At 36.4% G+C, this 23957-nt stretch carries 18 protein-coding genes; 12 read left to right on the forward strand and 6 right to left on the reverse strand.

What is annotated here, in order from left to right:
- Positions 1–482: 482 nt before the first annotated feature.
- From ABJD71_RS13475 to ABJD71_RS13525, 11 genes are all read left to right on the forward strand, one after another.
- Positions 483–1493 (forward strand): NAD-dependent epimerase, encoded by a 1011-nt coding sequence (locus tag ABJD71_RS13475; RefSeq protein WP_348170209.1) that lies wholly within the window; start codon positions 483–485, stop codon positions 1491–1493.
- Complete coding sequence (locus ABJD71_RS13480; protein WP_348170212.1) at positions 1490–2383, forward strand: sulfotransferase; 894 nt, start codon at positions 1490–1492, stop codon at positions 2381–2383. The genes ABJD71_RS13475 and ABJD71_RS13480 overlap by 4 nt, the downstream gene beginning before the upstream one ends.
- Complete coding sequence (locus ABJD71_RS13485) at positions 2380–3828, forward strand: oligosaccharide flippase family protein (protein WP_348170215.1); 1449 nt, start codon at positions 2380–2382, stop codon at positions 3826–3828. Before ABJD71_RS13480 ends, ABJD71_RS13485 begins: the two co-directional genes overlap by 4 nt.
- 159 nt (positions 3829–3987) lie before the next feature.
- Complete coding sequence (locus ABJD71_RS13490; protein ID WP_348170218.1) at positions 3988–5028, forward strand: acyltransferase; 1041 nt, start codon at positions 3988–3990, stop codon at positions 5026–5028.
- Positions 5028–6191, forward strand: coding sequence for a glycosyltransferase family 4 protein (locus ABJD71_RS13495; RefSeq protein WP_348170221.1), 1164 nt, complete (start codon positions 5028–5030; stop codon positions 6189–6191). The genes ABJD71_RS13490 and ABJD71_RS13495 overlap by 1 nt, the downstream gene beginning before the upstream one ends.
- A gap of 62 nt (positions 6192–6253) precedes the next feature.
- Entirely contained in the window at positions 6254–7381 is a 1128-nt protein-coding gene (locus ABJD71_RS13500) for a glycosyltransferase (RefSeq protein ID WP_348170224.1), read from the forward strand.
- A 1-nt stretch (position 7382) separates the two neighbouring features.
- The gene (locus ABJD71_RS13505) at positions 7383–8321 is read left to right on the forward strand and encodes a glycosyltransferase (RefSeq protein WP_348170226.1); all 939 of its coding nucleotides are present in this window, start codon (positions 7383–7385) and stop codon (positions 8319–8321) included.
- On the forward strand, positions 8318–8896 hold the full coding sequence (locus ABJD71_RS13510) for a hypothetical protein (protein WP_348170229.1): 579 nt from the start codon (positions 8318–8320) through the stop codon (positions 8894–8896). The genes ABJD71_RS13505 and ABJD71_RS13510 overlap by 4 nt, the downstream gene beginning before the upstream one ends.
- On the forward strand, positions 8893–9927 hold the full coding sequence (locus ABJD71_RS13515) for a glycosyltransferase (protein ID WP_348170232.1): 1035 nt from the start codon (positions 8893–8895) through the stop codon (positions 9925–9927). The genes ABJD71_RS13510 and ABJD71_RS13515 overlap by 4 nt, the downstream gene beginning before the upstream one ends.
- Before the next feature lie 173 nt (positions 9928–10100).
- Positions 10101–11114: an O-antigen ligase family protein gene (locus tag ABJD71_RS13520; RefSeq protein ID WP_348170506.1), complete on the forward strand. Its 1014-nt coding sequence runs from the start codon at positions 10101–10103 to the stop codon at positions 11112–11114.
- A gap of 1019 nt (positions 11115–12133) precedes the next feature.
- Positions 12134–14443 (forward strand): hypothetical protein, encoded by a 2310-nt coding sequence (locus ABJD71_RS13525; RefSeq protein ID WP_348170235.1) that lies wholly within the window; start codon positions 12134–12136, stop codon positions 14441–14443.
- A 21-nt stretch (positions 14444–14464) separates the two neighbouring features.
- On the opposite strand, the gene ABJD71_RS13530 is transcribed toward ABJD71_RS13525, so the two are convergent.
- From ABJD71_RS13530 to ABJD71_RS13555, 6 genes are all read right to left on the reverse strand, one after another.
- Positions 14465–16741, reverse strand: a complete 2277-nt coding sequence (locus ABJD71_RS13530) for a polysaccharide biosynthesis tyrosine autokinase (protein ID WP_348170238.1) — start codon at positions 16739–16741, stop codon at positions 14465–14467.
- A gap of 12 nt (positions 16742–16753) precedes the next feature.
- Positions 16754–17269: a polysaccharide biosynthesis/export family protein gene (locus ABJD71_RS13535; protein ID WP_348170241.1), complete on the reverse strand. Its 516-nt coding sequence runs from the start codon at positions 17267–17269 to the stop codon at positions 16754–16756.
- 63 nt (positions 17270–17332) lie between these two features.
- Entirely contained in the window at positions 17333–18442 is a 1110-nt protein-coding gene (locus tag ABJD71_RS13540) for an outer membrane beta-barrel protein (protein ID WP_348170244.1), read from the reverse strand.
- A gap of 456 nt (positions 18443–18898) precedes the next feature.
- Positions 18899–19312, reverse strand: a complete 414-nt coding sequence (locus tag ABJD71_RS13545; protein WP_348170247.1) for a 3-phosphoshikimate 1-carboxyvinyltransferase — start codon at positions 19310–19312, stop codon at positions 18899–18901.
- A 503-nt stretch (positions 19313–19815) separates the two neighbouring features.
- On the reverse strand, positions 19816–20973 hold the full coding sequence (locus ABJD71_RS13550) for a hypothetical protein (RefSeq protein WP_348170250.1): 1158 nt from the start codon (positions 20971–20973) through the stop codon (positions 19816–19818).
- A 216-nt stretch (positions 20974–21189) separates the two neighbouring features.
- Positions 21190–23520 carry a TonB-dependent receptor gene (locus tag ABJD71_RS13555; protein WP_348170253.1) on the reverse strand — a complete coding sequence of 777 codons (2331 nt, stop codon included), beginning with the start codon at positions 23518–23520 and terminating at the stop codon, positions 21190–21192.
- A 150-nt stretch (positions 23521–23670) separates the two neighbouring features.
- On the opposite strand from ABJD71_RS13555, the gene ABJD71_RS13560 reads away from it, so the two are divergent.
- Complete coding sequence (locus ABJD71_RS13560) at positions 23671–23955, forward strand: hypothetical protein (RefSeq protein ID WP_348170256.1); 285 nt, start codon at positions 23671–23673, stop codon at positions 23953–23955.
- The last annotated feature ends 2 nt before the right edge of the window (positions 23956–23957 follow it).

A 23957-nucleotide genomic window follows, 5' to 3' on the forward strand; every position in this document is an offset into this window, starting at 1 on the left:
TTGGTATCTAACAATGCCCAATTTAAAAGCGAGAAACTAGATAAAAACCAATAAAACAACAATAATTGGCATAAGTTATGCTGAGTGACAATCATAATTGAGCTTTGCAACATGATGTAACACATGCGCAATAAAGCTAATTTAAGATTAATGAAGGAACGCTCTATAGCAGAGCAGTAAATGCACAAGGAAGCAAAATTAATGAATAAAAAATCAAGCAAGTTAAGCTTTCGGACAATGATTTGCGAAGCAATAATAAAAAATACCAAACCCACTTTTAAAGAAAAAGGGCTCACACTCATTCTAAAGGCATTCAGCTCCTTATTTCTGATGACTAATTCATATTTACCTGTGAGATCGTGTATCTTTAAGCAAAATATAACATTTCATAAAACCTATTTATCTTAAATAATACACATTCGACAACTCACTTGTTTAATGAATATCGATTAATAAAGAAAATATAAAAGGAATAATGATAAGTGAAATATTTAGTGACAGGCGCAGCAGGGTTTATCGGCAACTTTGTAGCAGAACAATTGTGCGACAAAGGGCATACCGTAATAGGGTTAGATAATCTAAATGATTATTACGACCCAAACTTAAAACTTGCACGACTCAAACGATTAGAGCACCTAGACAACTTTACCTTCGTCAAAATGGACCTTGCGGACCGCGAAGGTATAGCTAAATTATTTTCTGAAGAAAAATTTCAACGAGTTATTCACCTAGCTGCACAAGCCGGGGTACGTTATTCAATCGAAAATCCAATGGCTTATATCGATTCAAATTTAGTTGGCATGGCCACTATTCTTGAAGGATGCAGGCACAATAAGGTTGAGCACTTAGTTTATGCTTCATCAAGCTCTGTATATGGCATGAATGAAAAAATGCCTTTCTCTACCGACGATGCAGTGGATCACCCTGTTTCACTCTATGCCGCGACTAAAAAATCAAATGAATTAATGGCACACAGCTATAGCCATTTGTATGATTTACCAACAACAGGTTTACGTTTTTTCACTGTTTATGGTCCTTGGGGTCGCCCAGATATGGCGCCGTACCTATTCACTGATGCGATTTTAAATGACAGAGAAATAAAAGTATTTAACCACGGCAAAATGAAGCGTGATTTCACCTATATTGACGATATTGTTGAAGGTATCATTCGTATTCAAGATGTTGTTCCTAAAAGGAATATTGATGATCTAAATACCTCACCATCATCAAGTAAAGCGCCTTATAAAGTATTTAATATTGGTAATAATGAGCCAATACCTTTAATGCAGTTCATTGGGGCGATTGAGAAAGCTGCGGGTAAACAAGCAACTAAAAACTTTATGCCAATGCAGCCAGGAGATGTTCCAGCGACCTTTGCTGATATTGACAGTTTACAAAAAGAGGTTGGGTTTAAACCTGACACAAGTATTGAATATGGAATGCAGCAATTTGTTGATTGGTTCAATTTATATAATTTAGGTGAAAACAAGTGAAGTGTATTTTTATAGGTGGAGCTGATCGTAGCGGCACTACAATGCTTGCAAGCTTGTTGAGAGGTATTCATGGCAGCGTTGTAACTCCGGAGTCTTTGTTTAAGACAGACGTTGGTTTTCCTCAACCATTTTCCTCAGAAAAATATTGTGACAAATTGAATACTCATCCGAAATTTAAACACTGGAATGTAGATCTAGACGGAATTAGTACACATAAATATTCTTCGTACAAAGATTTCTATGAATGTCTATTAAAACGTTATAACTCGAACAAACAAGTAGACTACTGGATTGATCATTCTCCAAATAACTTGGTGTATTCGAAATTGCTAAATTCGATATTTAATGATTGTTATTTCATTCGTATTGTAAGAGATGGACGTGCTGTCGCCCGCTCTCAAATACCATTAGAGTGGGGTGAAAACACATATCTGCAGTCATCAAAAGCTTGGCTAAATAAAATACTATATGGTTTTATAACGCAAAGCTTGTTTCCTGATAGAACTATTTTAGTTAAATATGAAGACCTACTTTCGAACCATTCCAATGAAATAGGAAGGTTATTACAGTTTTTAGGAAAACCTAAAATGGCTAACGGAGAAGCAACATCTCAAGAGTTTGTTCCTGAATTTTCTAAAAAACAACATACTCTTGTTGGAAAGCCTCCAAATACCAATCGAGCTGATGCTTGGAAAAAAGAGCTCACTCAGCAAAATATTGCCGACTTCCAATATTATGCATCAGAAGCCTTAAACGCATTAGGTTACGAGCTGGTAAATGTTAAAGAGGTTAAAATTACAAAAGCGCATATATTCGCTGAGTATTTGAAAGAGTTATTGTTTAAAAAAATAGTAAACCCAAGTAAATATAAGAAAGCTCGAAGTAAATGAGTTTTTCAAGCAAGATACTTAAAGGGTCAGCGTGGAGCTTAATTGGTAATGCAACTTACCAACTATCAGGCCTACTCATTTTCATTCTTTTATCTAGAATGTTAGCGCCTGTAGATTTTGGAACTGCAGCTTTAGCCATCGTTTTTGTCGAATTGACGAATATAATTGTGAAATACGGATTAGTTCAAGTTATTGTTCGTTCTTCAAAACAAGATAATTCAGAAATAGAAAACAATGTATTTAACACTACATTATTAATTGGCCTATTTACCACAATACTCTTCTTAGTACTCGGACCGTATATTGAACTGTTGTTTGAAGCACCGGGCCTTTCCATTTCATTGCAAATACTGTCAGTTGTACCATTGATGCAAGCTCTAGCTACAACTCCAGAAGGTATTTTACATCGAGATTTTAAGTTCAAACCGTTAGCTTTAATGCTTCTACTTTCCTCGATCTTGGCAGGTACTATTGCTATTTTTTGTGCTTACAATAACTTTGGATTTTACAGTTTAATTATTCAAAAAGTCATTTCAACCGTACTATATTTAATATTGGTTTGGAGGACCATTTCATGGCGTCCACATATACGCATAACTTATTCTGAAGTCATTCAGACTTTAAAACAAGGAAACCCAATTGTTACTAGCGCCCTTATTGGTCAGGGAACCCTCAGGTTTGTTGAGCTAATAGTTGGTTATTTTTTAGGTGTTGTTGCTCTTGGCTACTTAAAAATAGCTAACAAACTTCTCAACACTATAGTTCAATTTACTATAAAGCCCATAGTGGATGTTTCGTTACCAGCCTTTGCTACCTTAAAAAATGATCTATATAAACTTAACGAGTGTTATTTAAATTTTATAAGCATTTGCTTAACCTTTGCTATACCAACGTTCGTTGGGGGATATGTTATTGGCGCAGATTTGACCGATTTAGTTTTCGGTTCTAACTGGCTACCAAGTGGTCATCTTTTATCGATATTATGTTTAGGAGGGATGAGCGCAACACTGAATTATTTCTTTGGCCCTATTTGTCACGCAACAAACAACTCACATATTCCACTAAAAATACGTATTTTCGAGCTTATTGCTGTTGTTATAGTAATCAGTGTATCCGCTCAATATTCTATTGAATATGTCGTTTACTCTACGGTTCTCATTTCAACTGCTATTACATTCGTCATGTTTATTGTCTTACGACAAGTTTTTTCATTCTCAATTCGTCAGATAGCCTTAAAACTTTGTCCTCCTGTTATATGTTCCATTTTAATGGGGTTCTCCATTAATCAATATCAGACACTGCTTACACCAGAATTTAGTACAACCTTAAAAGTCCTGAGTTGTGGATTTTTAGGAGGCATTCTTTATTTTCTTTTCTATCAATTGGTATTTCCTCAAAAATTGAAAGAATTAATTTTAAAAGTGAAAACTATAAAAAACCAATAACAACATCAGCGATAAGACAGTGAAAGTTTAGGAGAATTACCAATAACTAAACTAATTAGCCAATACAAAAGTGAAGTTTTAATTAAATGGGTTAGGCACGTGTTTTTGTATGAATTAATTACAGTATCTCTAGCTATTATCAATAAGGTGTATATTTAATTGAAAATACAAACAATACAATTACTTCGAGGTTACGCTGCAGTTATTGTGGTTCTTTACCATGCCCACGGATTGATAACCAAACGCGCTTCTGAGTTTGGGGCTGAGCACATTTTTTGGCTATCAGAAAATCCATTTGTAAAAATTGGGGTTGTAGGAGTAGATATATTCTTTGTACTTTCTGGCTTTATCATTTTTTATGCTTCTAGAAATTCTAGCAACTTAGTGCTTTATGCTAAAAAGCGCATTGTACGTATATATCCTATCTGGTTTGTTGCTATTTTTTTTATGGTTGTTATAGCCCTTATCCCAGGAACATCAGCTGTATTTGACTTACAACATATACTCTACTCTGCATTACTTGTTCCACATTACTATGATGGGCGATTGGTGCCATTCTTGCCAATTGGTTGGACCCTCAATTACGAGATTTTATTTTACACCCTGTTTGGCGCCACTTTATTAATAACTAAAACTAAACGGTTAGAGTTAATTACAGGGAGTATATTTTTTCTATGGTTGATTTCTTCTTACTTGGACTCCCGTCTTGCTATTTTTAAATTATTAGAAAATCCAGTTCTATTTGAGTTTGTAATTGGTGGTTGGCTAGCTCGTGTTTATCTACTTGGTTGGACAGTATCAAAAAAGCACATGCTTATTATTGTTACATTTGCACTTCTTTGGTTATCAATATTTTTCTTGTCAGATTGGTTATGGAAATTACCCTCTTTAATAGCAAGAGCTCCGATTGCCATTTCTTTATTTGCCATTGCCGTTTTTTATATGCCCATTCGCGAGAGTAAAGTCCATCCAGTATTCATTTATTTGGGGGATGCGTCCTATTCTATATATTTATTTCACATGTTTCCTATTATGGTTTTAAGTGGGGTTGTCAGCAAACTCACTATCCCTTTCTTAAATGAAATACCTGTTCTAGTAAGTTGGCTACTAATTACATTTACCTCTGTTGTATTTGGTTGCTTAACATATTCTATTATAGAAAAAAGGTTAAACCGTTATTTAAAAGGATATATTAAATAATGAAGATTTTAATGCTTACCTGTCAGTACATGCCCGACGTATTTGGGGGAGCCGAGAAACAATGCGGTCGAATCTCTAAAGGTATTAAGGCTAGCGGTCAAACCGTTAAAATATTAACCTCGCGTCAAAAGCTATCGGGAAAAGCGCAAGAAACACTTAATGATGTCGAAGTGGAAAGGTTATATTCTCCAATCCCTCCGGATCTACTTGGCCGCTGGCTGCCATTTTCAATTTATTGGCTATTCAGAGTGATTATATGGGCTGCCTTAAATAAAAGAGACTTTGATATTATTCACTGCCACCAAGGTAAATTTGGTGCATTTGTAGGCTGCTGCATAGCACGACTACTTAATAAGCCTATATTAATAAAAGTTGGTAATTCTAATCAGTTTATGGACTTCACGGCTCTTAAAGCCAAAAAAATCATTGGTCCTCCCATGGCTTCGTTTGTACTAAAAACCAATCCTACTGTCATTGCAATATCAGATGTTATTGCGCAAAACTGTAAGGACTTCGGCTTTAAAAACATAATTAATATACCTAATAGTATCGATATAAAGTTAACCCAAAATACAATAACAAAACCTATAAATTGTACTAAAAATACAAACTCAACTATTAACCTTTTTTACCATGGCAGGTTAGAGGGCATCAAAAAAATTGATGTGCTTTTACAATCTTTTAAGCTTTTAGCCAAAGACTATGAAAACGTTCATTTTCATTTAATTGGTAGCGGTACTGCATTGGCTCCAGCTAAAAACTATATAAGTGATAACAAGCTAAACAGTCGAGTGACCTTTTACGGTGAAGTTCCAAACCCTGTAGAGTTTATCCAACAGTTCGATATTTTTGTGAACGCCTCAGAAGCAGAAGGGTTTTCAAACTCTCTACTAGAAGCACTTTTAACAGGTAAAATTTTAGTTTCGACCCCAGTCAGTGGAGCTAGCGATGCAATTTTCACAAACAAAAATGGATTCATTGCCGCAAGTTTCGATGCTGAAGATATTTACAAAAGTGCAAAACAAGCTATTGCAATGTATTTAGCTGATACAGGTGAAGCCCAAGATTTTTCAACAAAGCTAATAGCAAAAAACTTTACCGTCGAAGTGATAGCCGAGCAATATATAAACCTATATAAGACGTTATCCACAACGTTTAGATGAGATTTACCAATTAAGAAATACTAAAAATATAACTATAAAAATCGAAGCAAGGGAGTAGCAACATGAAAGTTTTAATAGGAATGACACGCTCAGACACAATTGTTTCTGGCTCTTTCAAACATATCTGTCAAATTGGCGAGAAGTTTCGTGAAGAGGCGGCAGAAGTTGTTTATGTCTTAGGTGGCAATGGAGAAGCTATCACAAAGTTACGCTCGGCGGGTTTTAAGGTATATGCCATGCCCAACTTAAAAAGAGAAGTTAGCTTTTTAAGTGATTTTTGCTCTTTATTTAAATTAATTTGGTTAATACTCTCCGAAAAGCCGCAAGTGGTATCTTGGCATACAGCCAAAATAGGCGCGTTAGGTCGCATTGCCGCTATGCTCACTTTTAAAAAGTCTTACTATGTGCCTCACGGAGTCCCCTTTGTTAATACCCCAGAAAACGTTGGATTTGAAAGATATCAAGTAATAGAAAAGGCGCTTTCTTATTTACCATCCAAAATAATAGGGGTATGTGAGTTTGATAAAAATGAATACTTGCGGATTGGTGTCTCAGAAAAAAAAGTATTAGTTATTAGAAATGGCATGCTTGGTAAAACTAGCGAGGGGTGGAAATTAACAGACGGGCCAGTAAATTTCATCACGGCAGCACGCTTTGAAGATCAAAAAGACTATGTCACCTTAGCTGCGGCGTGCCACAAACTACATAAAGAAAATAAACCCTTCACCTTAAGTATCTATGGCGACGGACAAAACGAAGAAAAAGTAAGATCCTATTTTGCTAACATCCCTGATGGCATAATCAATTTTTGTGGTGTTGTTAGCAACTTTGCAGATAAATTAATCGAAGCAGACGTATTTGTATTATCAAGTTTTTGGGAAGGTTTACCTCGCAGCATAATTGAAGCTATGGCCTGTAAAAAAGCCTGCATAGCGTCTGATGTAGGTGGCTGCAATGAGTTAATAGACCAAGAAAAATCAGGGTACTTAGTCCCTATCCATGATATCGATGTTATGTACAATGCAATGACCCAATACATAGATAACAAACAAAACATTGTTGAACACGGACTAGCAGCATACGAAATATATACTCATCAATACTCCTTGCCTGTTATGTTAGACTCTTATGCAAAAGAATACGGCATTATAAATGAGCAACTCAAAGCGAATATGAGACAGGAAGCCTGATATGTCGGTGAAAGTATCTCTAATTTGCCCCGTTTACAAGGTAACAAAGTATATACCTGATTTAATGAACAGCCTGTTACAAGGGGTTAATACCGAAGATGTAGAAATTATATTTGTGGATGATTGCTGCCCAGAAAAATCAATCGAGCTATGCGAAAAATTTATCAAAGACAACCAAACTATAGTTAAGTTTACATCCATTATTTTACGGCAAACCAAAAATCAGGGCCAAGCAGCTGCACGTAATGTGGCATTAAAAAAAGCCCAAGGCGTTTACATAGGCTTTATTGATTCAGACGATGCAATAGCACCTCACTATTGGGAAACCTTATCACCTTACGTTGCATCGGCTACCGCCGACATCATAGAGTTTAAATTTAACGAGTTTACGAGCACTTTACCTGTCACAATAGAAACAACTACATCTCAACTACCATCAAGCAAAATGAACCCTTTTTATAATGGTTTTTTTGTGTGGACTCGCCTGTATAAGAAAGACTTAGTAAAAAATATCACTTTTCCAGAAGGACTAATATACGAAGATATTTTCTATAACATTGAGGCTTTTGCAAAAGCTAAAACTAGTATTTCTCTATCCAATTGCTTGGTTTTTTACCGCAAACGAACTGAGTCTACCACCTCTGGGAGAAACTCTAATTACTCCAATTTATTACTGAATATGATTAATGCGGTTCAGTCAAATATAGGCCTATTTACATCTAAAAGCGCCGTAGTCGAGCAAGTAGTACGCTACTCAGTATTGGTTAGTCTTAAAGGCTTTACCATAAAAGATCCAAAAGATAGGCGCTTGTTTTTTCAAAAGTGCAAAGTAATTAACGCCACATTTACCCCTATTTTTAAACAATTTAATAAACGTTCTGTAACCTATATTAAGTTTAAATTTTCAAAACTAACCTGCGTTATCGGGGCTATGTCATGATTCAACCCTTATCTATAAAGAACCTAATAAAAACAGACTTATATCGATATAGTTCTGATTGTTCATTTAGCTCATTTGCAAAATTGTTTTTGAAAAATAGTTATTTTAGATTCCAAGTGTATTTAAGGTTGGCCAAGGTTAATAATCGTTTTTTTGCATCGCTGTTTAAACTTCTAAAAGCCAGATTAGGTAAAAAAGTTAATGTTCAATTAAGCCCTAAAGTGCCGATTGGTTACGGCCTTTACATTCCCCATGGCAATATAGTCGTTAATGCTAAAACTGTTATTGGTAATAATTGTAGCCTTTTACAGTTTGCTTCTATCGGCGCCATCAATAATGGAAAGGCAGCTAATGTTGGTAACAATGTATATATAGGGCCAAACTCCAATATTGTGGGTGATATTGCTATTGGTGATAACTCCGTTATCGGTGCTGGAGCCGTTGTAGTCAAAAATGTAGACAATAACGAGGTAGTGGCTGGTATTCCTGCAAAATTAATTAAAAAAGTAATAGAAATTAATGACTATAGCGAAAACCTGTGCCCCATTGAGTTAGTAAGTGAGATGAATAAATGAAAAAAATTATTCATATTACAAACGACTTACAGCGACTAGGTGGCGTTCAGAGGTTATTAGTCGATTTAATGACATTACAAAAAGACGATTTTAAATTTGAAGTTATTCTAACTAGAGGAGAAAACGAGTATACCGAAGAACTAGATAAATTAGGCATTAGTGTTTTCCACAAGCGAGACATAGGCCTGTTTGGAGTCATAAAGCGTTTAAATAATGCAGATCTAGTACATGCACATTTATTCCCATCAATTTATATCGCTTTGCTAACTAAGACTCCTATAGTTGCGACTGAGCATAATCCACACTACCGACGTAGAGATTTACTATTTGTAAAAACTCTAGAAAGCATTCTATTTCGTAAGTACCGAAAGACGGCCTGTATATCAGAAGGAGTCGAATCAGCCTTATTAAGAGATTTAAACTGGCCTCAAGATAAAACCCAAGTTATATGTAATGGTATTGACCTAAGTCGTTTTTCTAATAAAGTCAAAGCACCACCTAGCCATAACAACTCAATTAAAATAGGGATGGTTGGTAGATTACATCCCCAAAAAGACATTGATACATTAATCAATAGTCTTAAATTACTAAACACCTTTAATTGTGAACTACATATTGCTGGTGATGGCGAGTTAAGACATCAATTACAAAATACCGCAAAATCAATAGGTCTAGAAGACAAGGTACACTTTTATGGACAAGTAAACGACATTCCTGCGTTTTTAGACTCTTTAGATCTTTACGTACAGTCATCCAATTGGGAAGGTTTTGGGCTAGCAGTAGTAGAGGCAATGGCCGCAGGCCTCCCCTGTTTTGCCACAAACGTTGATGGATTAAACAATGTAATTGACTCTAAATATTTATTTGAAGTCGGTGACAAAGAGCAGTTAGCAGCTAAGATATCTAAAATATTGGAGTCAAACCAACTCTACACAAATATGTCTCAATACTCAGTAGAACAAGCAAAAATGTTTTCTATTGGCAGAGCAGCAACCATGTATCGTAGCTTGTACAACGAGATTATAGAATGAGAGCGAATATTACTTTTCAGGATATCTACACTGAGACAACTGAAATGCTTAGGTACAAGCGATTATTAATTATTTTATCCGCGAGTATTTTACCTTGTTATTTATCTATGTTTCGTTACAAGGTTTTTGGTGCAACCTTAAGACTTGCAGATCTAATATGTGCATCTGTGTTAATGCTAACACTATTGATTTTCCCTAAATTTTATTTGAAATTTTTACAGGTAAAATATTTACCGCTATGGATGATGGTTACATATATTTTAGTGCAAGGCTTACTGCTTAATAATACCTCTAGCTCCATAAAAGAAACCATCCAACTTCTTTGGGTATGCGCTTGTATTGTAATTGCATCAACTTATACACAATGGGACAGTAAATTATTTTTTAAATGGCTATTAATCTTTTTAGCAATCTCGGCGGCATTTACAATTCTTGTACACTTTTCTCAAGGACAGTTTACCCGCTACAAACTTGCCAGTGATGGTAAATATGCATTTGGGCTATTGTCGGTATTGCTTTTATTAGGTGCCGAGCAACTAAAAAGCAGAAAACATTACATTTTATTTTTTATAAGTTTAATACCTTTATTTATGTCAATGGAACGAAAGGGTATCTTAGGGGTTTTACTCATTATAATTATCTTGTGGTGCGTAAAGTTAATAAAATCAAAGCCCTTATTAAAAGGAGTCCCCTATATTATTTTAATAAGTAGTTTGGTGTTTTTACCATACTTAATGAATGTAGCAGGAGAATTCTTAACTGAAAAAATTTATAGCAATTATTTCATTGATGAAAAGTTAACCTATTACACATCTAACATGCACAGAGAAAACTTATTAATTAATTCTTACCATATTATCAACGACAATTTCTTTTTGGGAATAGGAGCAGATAACATAACAGAGTACATGCAACGTTTTTATTTTGACAAACGATTAGGTAACGGAGCTCACAATTTTTATGTAGATAACTTAGTAAAATATGGGTTAATAGGGTCGTTAATACTTTTCGGCATTCCTTTAGTACACTTTTTAAGCAACAAATTCTCCAACGCTTTCTCCAATAACTTGATTCTATTTAATTGCTATTGCCTGTTCGTCATAACATTTATGGCTGATGGACAAGCTGTACTTCTTATCTATTTATTTTCTTTCTTAAATCCATATTTGTTTATTAATAATGATTAAATCAATTCAATATTTACGTGGTCTAGCAGCAATTTTAGTTGTGTTTTATCACTCAACAATTAAAGCTGTTCAAAATAACTTTAGTGATGCTCAAATCCTATATTTTGGGCAATCTGGAGTTGACTTATTTTTTATAATTTCTGGTTTTATTATTTGTTATGTATGTAATAACAAGGAATTTAACTTCCCAAAGTTCATCAAAGCCAGGATTATACGAATTATTCCTTTATATTGGTTTTTTACTTTTTTCGCACTTATTGCCTATATTACTCTACCATCACTTGTTAACAGTAGCGGCGGAGAAACTAAGATATTACAGTCTATTTTTCTCATTCCAACCAACGAGAAATACCTCGTCCAAAATGGGTGGACGTTATCCTATGAATTTTACTTTTATTTTCTATTTTCTATTATTTGTCTACTTAAGTTGCAACTTAAGTGGTTATTTATAATTTTATGTATATTACCCATTGTAGGTAATACTTTAATTAACAATTTCCTTTTTGATACCTTTCTCTTAGAGTTTGCAATGGGAGTTATTTCTTTCCAAATATACACAGCAAATAAACTTTTATGGAAACAAACAACCATTATGGTTTTGCTTTTATTATCGATTACCGTGTTTTTGGGAGGACGTGTACTAGAGTATGGATTAATTATGTGGTTTTTATTTCAATGTGGACTTTGGTTAAACCCAATAATTGATAGGTATATCAGTCCAATAATTAACAATCTTTTAGGCTTTTTAGGTGACTCCTCATACTCCCTATATCTTTCACACACATTTAGTTTAGTTTTACTAAATAAGATTTTTTTAACTTTTTTAGGCCAGTTCCACCTTTATTTCTATTTAACATTTCTAACTGTCTCCTCATTAATAATTGGCGGTATTGTTTATAAATTGATCGAGGTACCTTTAACGAAATATTCGAAGATACTTTTTAAATAAAAAGTTTATGCATGCTTTTATAATATTCATAGACTGTTCTAACATATTAAAATTGAACTTTAGATACATTATGAAAGTATACAGTTTAATGTCAGCGATATTGATTGGCAGCGTTCCCCAAAATTTTTTCCCAATCAAAGAGGCATATGCTTCAGAATTACAAAACAGTCTAAATTCAGACTCCACCAGCTTTAATAGTAGAAATGAAGATGTGCTATATGATGAATTTGAACGTAAAAAATTACTTATGCAACTTCAAAAGATAAGCCCTGAGACAAAAGCTAACTACGATGCTAATAATGACGGCAAAGTAACAATTTTAGAACAAACAAAAGGCCGAGACCCACTTTCTCAAATTGCCAACAGCGAAAAAATTGTTGCGAGTAACATCAAAATACCTTGGTCGCCTTACATCTATCCAGAGTGGATATCAGCCTCGTACTTTCAAGAAGATGTAAGTTTAGGGAAAGTCGCTCATATAGGTAGTCGTGGCACAGTAAGCGATGTTGATTTCACTCAAAATCAGAATCAGGCACAACCTCAAAAAATCAGCAACAAAGATGGCATCGAGTTTTTAGCCAACTCTGGAGAATTTTTAACATCTAATGGTCAACAGGATGCTCGTTGGAATTACCGTTGGTACCTAATGACATTTCGCATAGATAGTAATACTGGATCCTCAAATACCACAGTATTACTAGACGTCAACCAAGGTAATTCAGCTGGGCAATCATCTCCTAAAATTTGGTTTAATAAAAAGACAGGTTTAAATATTCAATACTTAGGGCAAGCTAAACATGGTTTAGACAAACGCCTAATCACCTCTAAACACCTTTTTACTGACGGCATTCAATGGAATGTAGTGGTGTTGGGCACAAGATATGGCAGGGTTTACGCTTCGCTAAACGGTGTTAATATTCCTATTGAGCAAGGTGACTATTACGCATCACCTCGCTCACCCAAAAGCCGAACCTTTATTGGTAGTAACAGCAGTAGAAACAGTAAATGGGCACTAGATGCTTTATTGATAGGCACAACTGAGCCTTCAGAAACCATGGTTAAAAAACTAACAGGCTGGGCCGCCCAGAGATTAGGTTTTCAATCTAAACTGCCTAAAAACCACCCCTACTATGCTCAAGCCCCAGTAATTGATGCAGAAGATCACCCTCACCGTTACACCCATGACGACAAAACTTGGAGCGATTGGGGAAAATCCCTCAAAGATACAGGCTTTAAGTTAAGTAATGCCGGTAAAAAACCAATAAATACAGATAGCTTTGAAAGGGTGTTTTACGACGACTTTAGAAATAACCGTATAACTCGGAGTTTCACTAACGAAGGTAATTTGTGGCAAGCCCCGGGCTTTAACACGGCTGTAGGGGCATCTGCTAAACTGGCCCTCCCTAACACCTTCCCCAATGTTTATAAGCATGAAGCAGAAATTAAACAGCAAACACTATCTTTGGCTAAAAAGGGGAGAAGCTGGCTAGCCAGTGCCTTTTATTCGGTGAACGACATGGGGCATGGGTACAGCTGGGAAGGGCCTAAAGTTTTTAGAATTCGCGCAAAATTTCCTAAAATCCCACAAAGTCAGCTATCACCTGGTTTATGGCCAGCATTTTGGTCTTATGGAACCGAATGGCTGTTTTGGAGAACATCAAACCGAATAGAAGTAGACTGGTTTGAGTTCGATGGCAAAAACAGCCAGTGGTTGAATGGAATAGCAAGTCACGTACATTACAGCCACTTTAAAAATAATATTTTTGCTAAAAATAGTAATAGCTATAAATCTTACAAAGTATATGGCGGCGAATTAACAGAAGAAAAGTCCAATATTAAAGGGGGCTTATATTTTTGGGACGGTCAATTTCACACATGGGAATTTGTGGTTGATAATGAGTTAACCTATATCAACGTGACCGTTAAAGATGACGCAGGCCAAGAACATTGGGTAGAAGTTGGCCGGAGCAAAACAGCTCCAACCTATCTTGAACGCTTAGACATTCAATTAGATTACGCACTCAAAAAAGCAAATAAAGAGCCTACTACAGAGCAACCATTTATTGTCGACTTTATAGAGGTCTTACAAAAAAAAGAGCAAATCAACAGCTTTCATCCGCCCTTTCAAGCAAGACCTGAGATCACAGGCGAGTTACAAGTTGGTAGCACTTTAACTTGTCAAGACAACCTACAGAACATCAAGGATGTTCGTTACTATTGGTTCTCAGATGGCTACCCACTCACCTATTCATCAAAAAGTACTTACACACTAAAAGCAAAACAAGCAGGTACTGCTATGCGTTGTATGGTAAAGGCCGTTGGGGCGTTAAATATGCCCGAGGCTTGGTCTAAGAGTGTCAACATAAAAGCCCCCTTTTAATTTACTCTTTACCAATAAAAACTAGACTTCTGGTTTTCGCCCTATATTCTCTGGCTCAGATGTGCCATATATATAATCATTGTAGTAACCTTGATATTCATCTGACTTCATATTTTTAACGTTAGCTTGATTCAATACCACACCTGCAACTTTTGCATTGGCCTGCACCAATCGCCCTAATGCTTTTTGAGCGACATTGGTTTTAGTGCTTTCTGCTTTTACTACAAACACAACCGAGTCAACCTGCTGAGCAATAATTAATGGGTCGCTTACAACCTGTACCGGAGGAGAATCAATAATAATTCTATCGAAAGACTGTTTTAATTCATTTAACACTTGAGAAAACTCATTTGAAGATAGTAACTCTAACGGCCCAGGTGAAAGCTGACCACAAGGGATAACACTTAACCCAGATAACTCATCTTCAAATATACATTTAGTTAAATCAGCAGTGCCTGCTATTAAATTGGATAACCCTGGGTGATAAGAAGGAAGACCAAACTTCTTCCCTACACTCGGTTTTCGCATATCAGCATCAATTAAAATAGTTCGCTCAACCTGTGCTAGAGCAAACGCTAAATTAATTGCAACGGTTGTTTTTCCTTCACTAGGTAAAGACGATGTTACCTCAATGGTTTGAATATTTTGGTCTGCATTTTTCAACAAAAAGCTTGACCGAATTGTTCGCATCGACTCAGAGAACATTTTGCCACTGTCATCAAAGAAATAATGCACGGCTAACTCCACTTTTTTCTTTAGGGCGACCAAAGGTAACAAGCCTAATATTGGTTGTGACAACTTGTTCTCAACCTGTATTGCGCTCTTAAAAGTATTATTTGCTGACTCAACTACAAAAGCGCAAACAACCCCAAAGACTAAGGTTGCCATAAACGCCATCATTACAATCAAAGGTTTGTTTGGTTTTATGGGGTTAGCAGCCCTAAAGGCTCGGTCTGTGAACCTAGCAACAGCTGCATCAAAGTCACTGGTTACTTCTGTTTCTTTAGATCGCGATAAAAAGGTATCGTAAATTTCACTGTTTGTTTCTACTTCACGAGACAGCTTTTTGTACTCGTATTCTTTAGTGGTAATTTCTTGATATTTAGACTTTAACTGCACTAATTCCTGCTCTAGGGCCGCTATATTTCTCTCACTTGTGGTCAGCTCTTTTTCTACTCCCGTTACAAGTCGGCGGATCTGATTAGTAAGGTTTTCTTGTACCGTTGCATATTCTGCTTGAGCAGATATCATTTTGGGGTGTTTAGGCCCATACACTTGGCTTAACTCAGACACTTTACGCTCAACATCTACTAAGGTTTGCTTTATGTTTTGAATTGCACTGTGTGAGGTTATTTCATTAATTGAACTCAGCAATTCAATATTATCACGGCCATACTCATTAATGACCCTTACGATACTTAACAACTTGTTACGCTCTAAACGGGCCACCACTAATTGTTGTGATGTTTGTTCAAGCTCATTAGACACTAGCCCTAATACACCTGACACATCAACTAGATTTTCACGCTCGCGGTATTGTTGAAGCTTTTCTTCAGAGGCATCTAGTTGTATGCGCAAGTCAGATAGCCTTGTAGTTAACCAGCCAGTAGCTTTTTGAGACATACCCATTTTAGCTGCAAGGTTTTGTTCAATATAAACTTCCCCTACCGTATTAGCCACTAATGCCGCTAACTTTGCATCACTACTTTCGTAAGAAATATTCACCAACTGAGTTGTATACACAGGCGTGACAGTTAAACGCCCCAAAAATGCTGCGACGAGTGATTGTAAAGCCATTTCTTCTTGCTCAGCAATAGACAAGGTAGATTTGGTTTCACCAGTATTAACTGGCAGTAAACTCTTTAGATCTGCTACTAAACCTTTTACAAAAGAAGGCTTACCTATAAAGTCAGGGTGATCTTTTAAATTTAATCTTTGAACAACGGTTTCGGCTATGCCTCTAGATTTTAAGATCTCAAATTGAGTAGCGTAATACTCTTTACGATTAGAGTCTAGACCGTAGATTTCCTCAAAAGATACCGCTTTTGCTTGGTCAGCCTCAATTAATATAGTAGCGGTTGCCCGGTAAATGGGCGTTACAGTGGTAGAGACATATGCTGCAACTAATGCAATGAAGCAGGCAAAGAAAAAAATTCGCCATTTAAATTTATTTATGGATGCTATGTATTGAGATAAATCAATAATCTCACTAGAAAAGTGATTAACAGCGCTATTTTTGATGTTAGCTGCCGTGTCTATGGATAGATGTGTATTATTTAGCTTTTCTTGTGTATTCATAATCAAATCCTTTTAAAAAAATCGTCGTTCAATGACAACAGTATCGCCAGCATTTACCTTGTAATTTAGGGTTGCTTGTTGCTTGTTAGCTTTATCTCCTTCTTTGAACAAAGATATTTTATCTGTATCTGCTCGCTCGGTTAACCCACCAGCTAATGCTACTGCTTGATTAACTGTCATATCAGGTTGGTAAGGGTAGCCACCTGGTGTTTTAACTTCTCCATGGATATAAAAAGGCCTGTGCTCAACAACCTGAACAGATACGTTAGGGCTAATCAAATAATCTCCTTTTAGTCCCTTCTCTATAAGTTGTTCAACTTGTTTAATCGTTAAGCCTGCAAGGGTAACTTCTCCTAAAAATGGATAATTAATATTCCCACTGTTACTAAGTAAAGTTTCAATGGCAAGATCATCTTGACCAAACACTTTAATTGACACTTTATCGCCGGCCCCTAATACATAGGACTCTTGCGCAAATAGGCTAAAACTAAAGATTAAAAATAATATCGAGAACCAATATCTATACACTGTAAATCCCTTATTTTGTTATTTTGTTATTTTGTTATTTTGTAACTAATTTAAATACTTTGTCTAATCAAATGAAACAGACACACTCAAACCTAAAATAGAGGCATCATAATTATATATTTCAAAGCTAGAACTTCTTTTATTGACTATGCCTTCAGCAATCAGCTGTAACCAATAATTAAGCTTGTAGCTTAGTTGTGCAGAATAGGTTTGTACTTCGTCTTTTCGAGCCAAAGAGTCATCAAAGTCACTTTTAGCAAAAGAGTAATTAACGTTAAACTTGATATCATTAGTAAAGTCATATTCCAAACCAATGTTATAATCAGTTCCAATAAACCCACCTATGGATTGAACGGCACTTTCTCTAACTGAACGACTAGCACCGAGCTTTAATAAAGAATAGGTACTTGGCTTCCAATTCATATCTAAGTTGTAAGACAAAGCAGACAGATCAACCAAGCTTTCTATGTCATAATTTACCTTTTCATAACCTACTTTAAATGAGTTAGTCGTCGTATCAGTTAAGCTCCATTCAACGCCAGCCAAATATATACTGTCAGTACTTGACCTATCAATAATTAAGTTATTTGTAGACTTGAGTTTAGATTGCCCTGTTTCTAAAAGTAATCGGGTTACTGGTGAAATTCGATATAAAAACGTGCCATCTAATGAATCTTTTTTATAACTTCTAAACTCTTGGCCGTTATTATCATATTCCAGTTCCTGATGCACATAACTCGCAATGAGCTGGCCTGTACTATTGACTGTTCCATATAATAATTTTGCCGATATATCAAAACCACTGCGCTGGGTAAACTCGCTTACTTGTATAGCTAACGCATTATTTTCTTCTGGTAGCTCTATTTCACTCAAATAATTAAGGTTAATTTCACTACTGAAAGCATAACTATGAACTAATGAATGTTTTAAAAAGATATTGTGCTCGGAGAAACTTAAATCACTGTATTCTTTAAAATAGCTGTAACTACCTTGATATGAAGCTTGTAACTTAGATACGCCATCTGAGTTGACATAACCGACTGTAGGCTCTACGGACAAAATGCTATCGCCAACACTATTATTAGTTTTAAAGATATTGCTATCGTGTAAGTAAGTTACTTTTGCATTAGTATCAAACCCTACTTCTTGACTGAAAACAGAACAATTAAGCAATATTAAACAACTCCCGAAGAATAGGAGTAACTTGTTTTTTTTAAATATTCTGGTTATTTGAAATACCATCACTTCATCCCTCTAAACTCATCCTAAATTACCTTGAGCTTTAGCTTCTCCAAATTTCAAATACCTAAGAAATACATTACCCGCACTTAATTCATTAAAAATTAACAAGATAGCGATTAGATATTACAAACTAAAGAAGTAATAATATTTAACTCTAAGCTACCTCATATATACCAAAACGTCACTCATAAAGATGCTTTAAATATGTACTTTATAAGATCTCAATTAAAGTAGCTTTGTATCTTTATTCTATTCCTAACAAACAATTCCGTAAGGTTCAATTTCTGCGTGATTTAACTCAAAACGCAACAGTATTTTCACGGTCAGGCTTTAGGACAGCAGATTAATAACGCTGATTTAATTCAATCAGAAAACTTCTATTTGCCTCTAACGAAACACACTTTTAAACCAACTCCAAATTCCTAAAGAAAAGTTTTCAAACAAATTAATACCTAGCGCTGATTTAATTAGATATAAAATGAGTAAACCTAATAGGATACAAAAAAGTATGAAGATGCTGCTTAGTAGAGTGAAGGTAAATGCTGAAACGGCTTTTTCATTACGAGAAAGCTCTCTATGGTTTTTACCAATGAGAAACACATAGTAAATTTTACTGCGTACAAAAGGAAACGGGAAGGTGCCACGAATATCTATTTTGTGTTTGCCCCATTTGCGAGCGCCTAAAGCAATCTTTAGATGAAGTAATTGATCTTCAGTAAAACTATTAGCAACAGAATTTGGCATTCTACTAATCAGTTTTTTAATGGCGGCTTCTTCTTTTATATTACTACTTTTGGCCACTTGTATATCCCTTGTTCAAGCGAATCTCCACTCCAACATAGTGAGTTAAGTTTGATAAATAAAGCTTGGTTTTAACTACACTAATAGAAATTAAACATACCACTTAGCCTAAACAAAAACACGATAATTATTGTATTTTTATTGTGCAACGCCCAAAAATATTGGCAGAGTAATCAACCACTTGTAATACAACAGTAAATAAAACTCAAGACTTTAAAGTTTAATGTTAACTACTAGTTAATAGCTGTAGTGCCATCCAAATATTTGAGGCTATGAACACCTGGCCTTTGCATCAAGTCATTAACATAGCATTTAATAAAAATAAAAAGCGGGAAACCTAGGTAGCTTGTGAACTTACCTAGTTAGTTTTCAGGACTTAAAGAGTAGATGATTAAATCAAACCAGCGGTTAACGTACTGGTTTGATTGATCGACTTTGCTTAAGTTAATTATTCATCAGGTGGATATTGCCCACTCAACCAAACTTGAATGGGCAATAACACTCTACTCATATTCCCAATTGACAGTACCATTTAGCGTTAAAGAAGGATTGCTATCGTAATCTACAACCGCATCGTTAAATGTCACAGTTTGGTTTTCTAAATCTATAATAGTGTTGCAGACATCACAAACATAGTCGTATTCTATTGAGTCTTTCACAATAGTCATCGAGATAACGATACCGCCACCGAATAGTGATAAATCACCCACCACAATTATAAACCCATCAGTAGCCGTGGCGAAATCAAAGAGAACGTTATCACCCCTTTCACCTAGTGTAATACCCATACTTGTCATGACCACAGAGGTCTCTAAATTGGTTAGGTCATCGCGCCCATAAACAGCGGACCCAACAACTAATGGAGAACCTATGGTAGCTGCGTCGCTACCAGAAATGGCAATGCTTCCGTAATCACCATCATCTTCTACTACATCATCTTCTACAACATCGTCTTCTACGACATCATCAACTACGACATCATCTTCTACGACGTCATCTTCTACGACATCATCCTCTACGACATCATCCTCTACGACGTCATCTTCTACGACGTCATCTTCTACGACATCATCTTCGACTTCAATTCCAAGGCTAACTTGTAGGTGGGTCAACGCATCTTCGGCAGAAATAAGTGCCCGTGGGCCAGCATTACTTACAGAGGTCAAAAGACTAACAGCTGTTTGCACAGCTGCATCATATTCAAAGTCAAAAGTACTGAGTTCAAAGTTAATGGTTAGGGCAGTTGCTTCAGTAAGCTGCATCTCAGTAATAGTAATGCCATTTTCCGGATCACCATCATCGTCTAATGTTTGTAAAAATGTAGCAATGTTAACAACGGTAGGGTCTGTCTCGTCTAGCGCCCCACCAACTAATGATAGAGGAGTTATTGTTGCAGCCCCTGTGGCACTTCCAATTACGATATCCCCGATACTAAAAGTGATCTCCTCCCCCACCTCATAGGTAAAAACACCATTAGCATCGGTTGTACCTTCAATATCCCCCGATACATAGCTTAAGCCCTCGACAGGGCTATCAATAAATATACCTTCGGCGGTTGCCACCGAATTTGAGGAATCCTTATTAGATGAGCCACCACATGCAACTAAAAAACCTAAGGGAACCACACAAGCTAATTTTAAGAAGTGAACACGTTTAATCATTACCATATCCTTTTAAATAAAATCCATTCTTTTAGATACCGCGTTCACTTTATTAGTGAAAAAATAAAAGAAAATTTTGAACTATAAACTCTCTATATTCTTCACGAATTGAAAAATCGTGATTGATCAATTTATAACCAATCTAATTTTTTGTCTACTGTTAATTTAACTAAAATGATGTTGTTATAAAGGGGCTATCTGTGCCCCTCAATGCAATTAGAATTTAGCCTGCAAGCTCAGGCTTATCTGGCGTGAGCGGCCTAGTTGATGATCTCCGTAGGCGTCAACTGCATCTGAGTCTTGAGCATCAGAGAAGTACTGGCTAATGTATTCTTCGTCTAACAAGTTTCGCACATCTACTCTCACCAAAAACGAGCCAAAGTCGTACCCTGCTTGAGCGTTAATTAGCATCCTGCCATCATTTGTAGGATCAAAATTCTCTACTCCTAATGAGCGCTCCGGATCTAAATAAGCTGTTGATTTATCTTGATAGCTGGCATTGATGTTAGTAAACACACCTGATTCAAATTCATATTCTACGGCTAGGTTGGCAGTCCACTTTGGCGCGTCAGCAAAAGAACGCCCAGATAAGTCTCTCTCTATACCCGTTCCCGCAATAGTGTAAGTAAAGTCTACAAATTCTGACTCTGCGTATCCTAACCCCGCGTTAACCGACAAACGATTGTTAGGATAATAATATGCTTCAAGCTCAAATCCTCTAACTTCAGACTCACCGGCATTTTGAGTCACTACATCATACTGACGGATAGACAATTGGTTCTGAACTTGTTGGTCTGTCCATTTTGTATAGAAGGCATTGGCATTTAACATCAAGCTCCCTTCTAGCCATACTGAGCGGTAAGAAAGCTCAAGGTTATCGGTATATTCTGCATCATAAGTATACAAGTAATTGTCAGCAGTATTGGTTCCTACACCACCAGAGCGGTAACCCTTCTGATAAATTAAACTCGCGGTTATGTTGTCATTTATATGATAACTAACACCTAACTTCGGCAAAAACGCATCGAAGTCTGCTGAAGATGGAGGCTCAATCCCCGAAGCTGCGTCAGCAAAGCTGGTCAAATAAGCATTAATTCCACTGACAAGCTGTCCTGTTTGCGCGTCAAATACACTTGGGTCTGGCATAGCGTTGTTAATGAGGTAAATGGTATCTGATGCATTAGTCTGCTCTTCATTGTCAAAACGCAGTCCAGCGAGTATATCGATTGAATCGGTCAGTGAGTATTTAACATCTGAGAACAGAGATATGGAATCAACATCTTGAGCAAGGCTGGCGTTTAACGATAAAACAATAGGATCAATATCAGGGTAAAGTGGAACAACTTGCCCTGCAAGGGCTGTAGAGGTAGCTAGGTCAAAGCCATTTTGCATTAAAAAGCCCACTACCGCAGTTGGGAAGTCCACACCTACTGCGTTTTCTAGCCCAATGTAGCGTTCACCCGTTGCTAAATCAGATACCGCTAACTGTGATGCGTAAAGCCCCACTACTGCTTCTAATTTATCACCGTCATAAGTCAAACGTAGCTCTTGGCTATTTGTTTTATCTAAACGTGTATATTCATTATCTGCAACTAATTGCTCAGCAGTTAAATCGCCATCCCAGTTGTATCCATATTCAGATTCGTTTGTAGTTAACACTGTCACTAAAGAAAGTGCATCTGAGATATCCCAGGTGACTTCTAACGTAGTTATATCGGTGTCTGTTCTTGACCAAATATCTGAGTTATACCAAGTTTCTCGGTCGTAAACGGACTCCCCGTAATTAAATGTAGCCCACTGCGGCCCTAACCCACTTTCGGTATTCGTCAGGGTAAGTAAAGCTGTTATGTCATCGGTTGGTTGAAAAAGTAACTTGCCGCGAATAGTTGAAGACTCTTCATAGTTTGACTCTTCATTTCGGGTAATATTATCTATATCGCCGTCTAGAGTTTTATCTTCTATTGACACTCTAAACGCCAACATGTCATCAATTAACGCACCGCCACCAGCAAATGCATATTCTTTTTGGCCCAGATTCCCAAGCGTTAACTTAGCTTTACCTTGCCAGTCATAGCTTGGATCTTGAGTTCTTAAATGTACCGCTCCCGCTAAAGCATTACGCCCTTGAAGGGTTGATTGTGGACCTCGAAAGACTTCTACTTGACTCAAATCCCAAACAGGAACCGCACCACTGTTTGCAACGCGATAAGGTAATGGTGCACCATCTAAATACATAGTCATAAGATAACTATTACCACCACCAGACACATTAAATGCATCAATGCCTCTAATATTAAACCCTTGACCTATCTCTCCTGTAACGTTTGCCATACCCGTAAATACATCAGTAATATTTTGTGCATTCTGATTTTCTAATTGCGCAGTCGTGACCACAACTACACTATTTGGTGTTTCTTTAAGCGTTCTATCAATTTTTTGCCCAGTCACTATAATTTTTTCTAAATTCACAGGCTCATCAGCTAAAGCATTACAGGAAACTGCTAAAAGTGCAGCATTAATCCCTAGTGTTAATCTCTTTATTCTCATTACTTTTCCATAGTTTTGTATTGGCAATTTTGGTGCAATTTAACACCAAATGATAACCATTATCAACAACAATAGTAATGATTGCTATTTGCATTACACTTCAACATAAGGTATTTTGCCGTATTAATAGTTAATACTTGTAATTCTCCTATGGACCGTAAAAATACTACTTTTAATGGATTTAAAAACCGCACTTTTTTGGCGATTGTTCTCACTTTAGTCACATCAGTTGTGATGATCCCAGGCATGGCGACTTACCTGCCCTTGCACAAAAACGATGCCATTGGACTTCCAACTCTGTTTTTCCCATTTATATGGACCGCCCTATTCATCTATAGCTATATGGCAAAATCTATCACCAAAGTTTGGTTGGTGATGGCTTCTTTAATTCTCATTCACATAGCGTGCATTTACTTTGCGTTAAGCGGGGAGTAACC

The organism is Paraglaciecola sp. (genome assembly GCF_039943935.1).
Taxonomy (GTDB): Bacteria; Pseudomonadota; Gammaproteobacteria; order Enterobacterales; family Alteromonadaceae; genus Paraglaciecola.

Bases quoted from the DNA above. Each gene is read 5' to 3' on its own strand.
- ABJD71_RS13485 (WP_348170215.1), top strand. From the start codon at position 2,380: ATGAGTTTTTCAAGCAAGATACTTAAAGGGTCAGCGTGGAGCTTAATT.
- ABJD71_RS13495 (WP_348170221.1), top strand. From the start codon at position 5,028: ATGAAGATTTTAATGCTTACCTGTCAGTACATGCCCGACGTATTTGGG.
- ABJD71_RS13500 (WP_348170224.1), top strand. From the start codon at position 6,254: ATGAAAGTTTTAATAGGAATGACACGCTCAGACACAATTGTTTCTGGC.
- ABJD71_RS13505 (WP_348170226.1), top strand. From the start codon at position 7,383: ATGTCGGTGAAAGTATCTCTAATTTGCCCCGTTTACAAGGTAACAAAG.
- ABJD71_RS13510 (WP_348170229.1), top strand. From the start codon at position 8,318: ATGATTCAACCCTTATCTATAAAGAACCTAATAAAAACAGACTTATAT.
- ABJD71_RS13515 (WP_348170232.1), top strand. From the start codon at position 8,893: ATGAAAAAAATTATTCATATTACAAACGACTTACAGCGACTAGGTGGC.
- ABJD71_RS13520 (WP_348170506.1), top strand. From the start codon at position 10,101: ATGCTAACACTATTGATTTTCCCTAAATTTTATTTGAAATTTTTACAG.
- ABJD71_RS13525 (WP_348170235.1), top strand. From the start codon at position 12,134: ATGAAAGTATACAGTTTAATGTCAGCGATATTGATTGGCAGCGTTCCC.
- ABJD71_RS13530 (WP_348170238.1), bottom strand. From the start codon at position 16,741: ATGAATACACAAGAAAAGCTAAATAATACACATCTATCCATAGACACG.
- ABJD71_RS13550 (WP_348170250.1), bottom strand. From the start codon at position 20,973: ATGATTAAACGTGTTCACTTCTTAAAATTAGCTTGTGTGGTTCCCTTA.
- ABJD71_RS13555 (WP_348170253.1), bottom strand. From the start codon at position 23,520: ATGAGAATAAAGAGATTAACACTAGGGATTAATGCTGCACTTTTAGCA.
- ABJD71_RS13560 (WP_348170256.1), top strand. From the start codon at position 23,671: ATGGACCGTAAAAATACTACTTTTAATGGATTTAAAAACCGCACTTTT.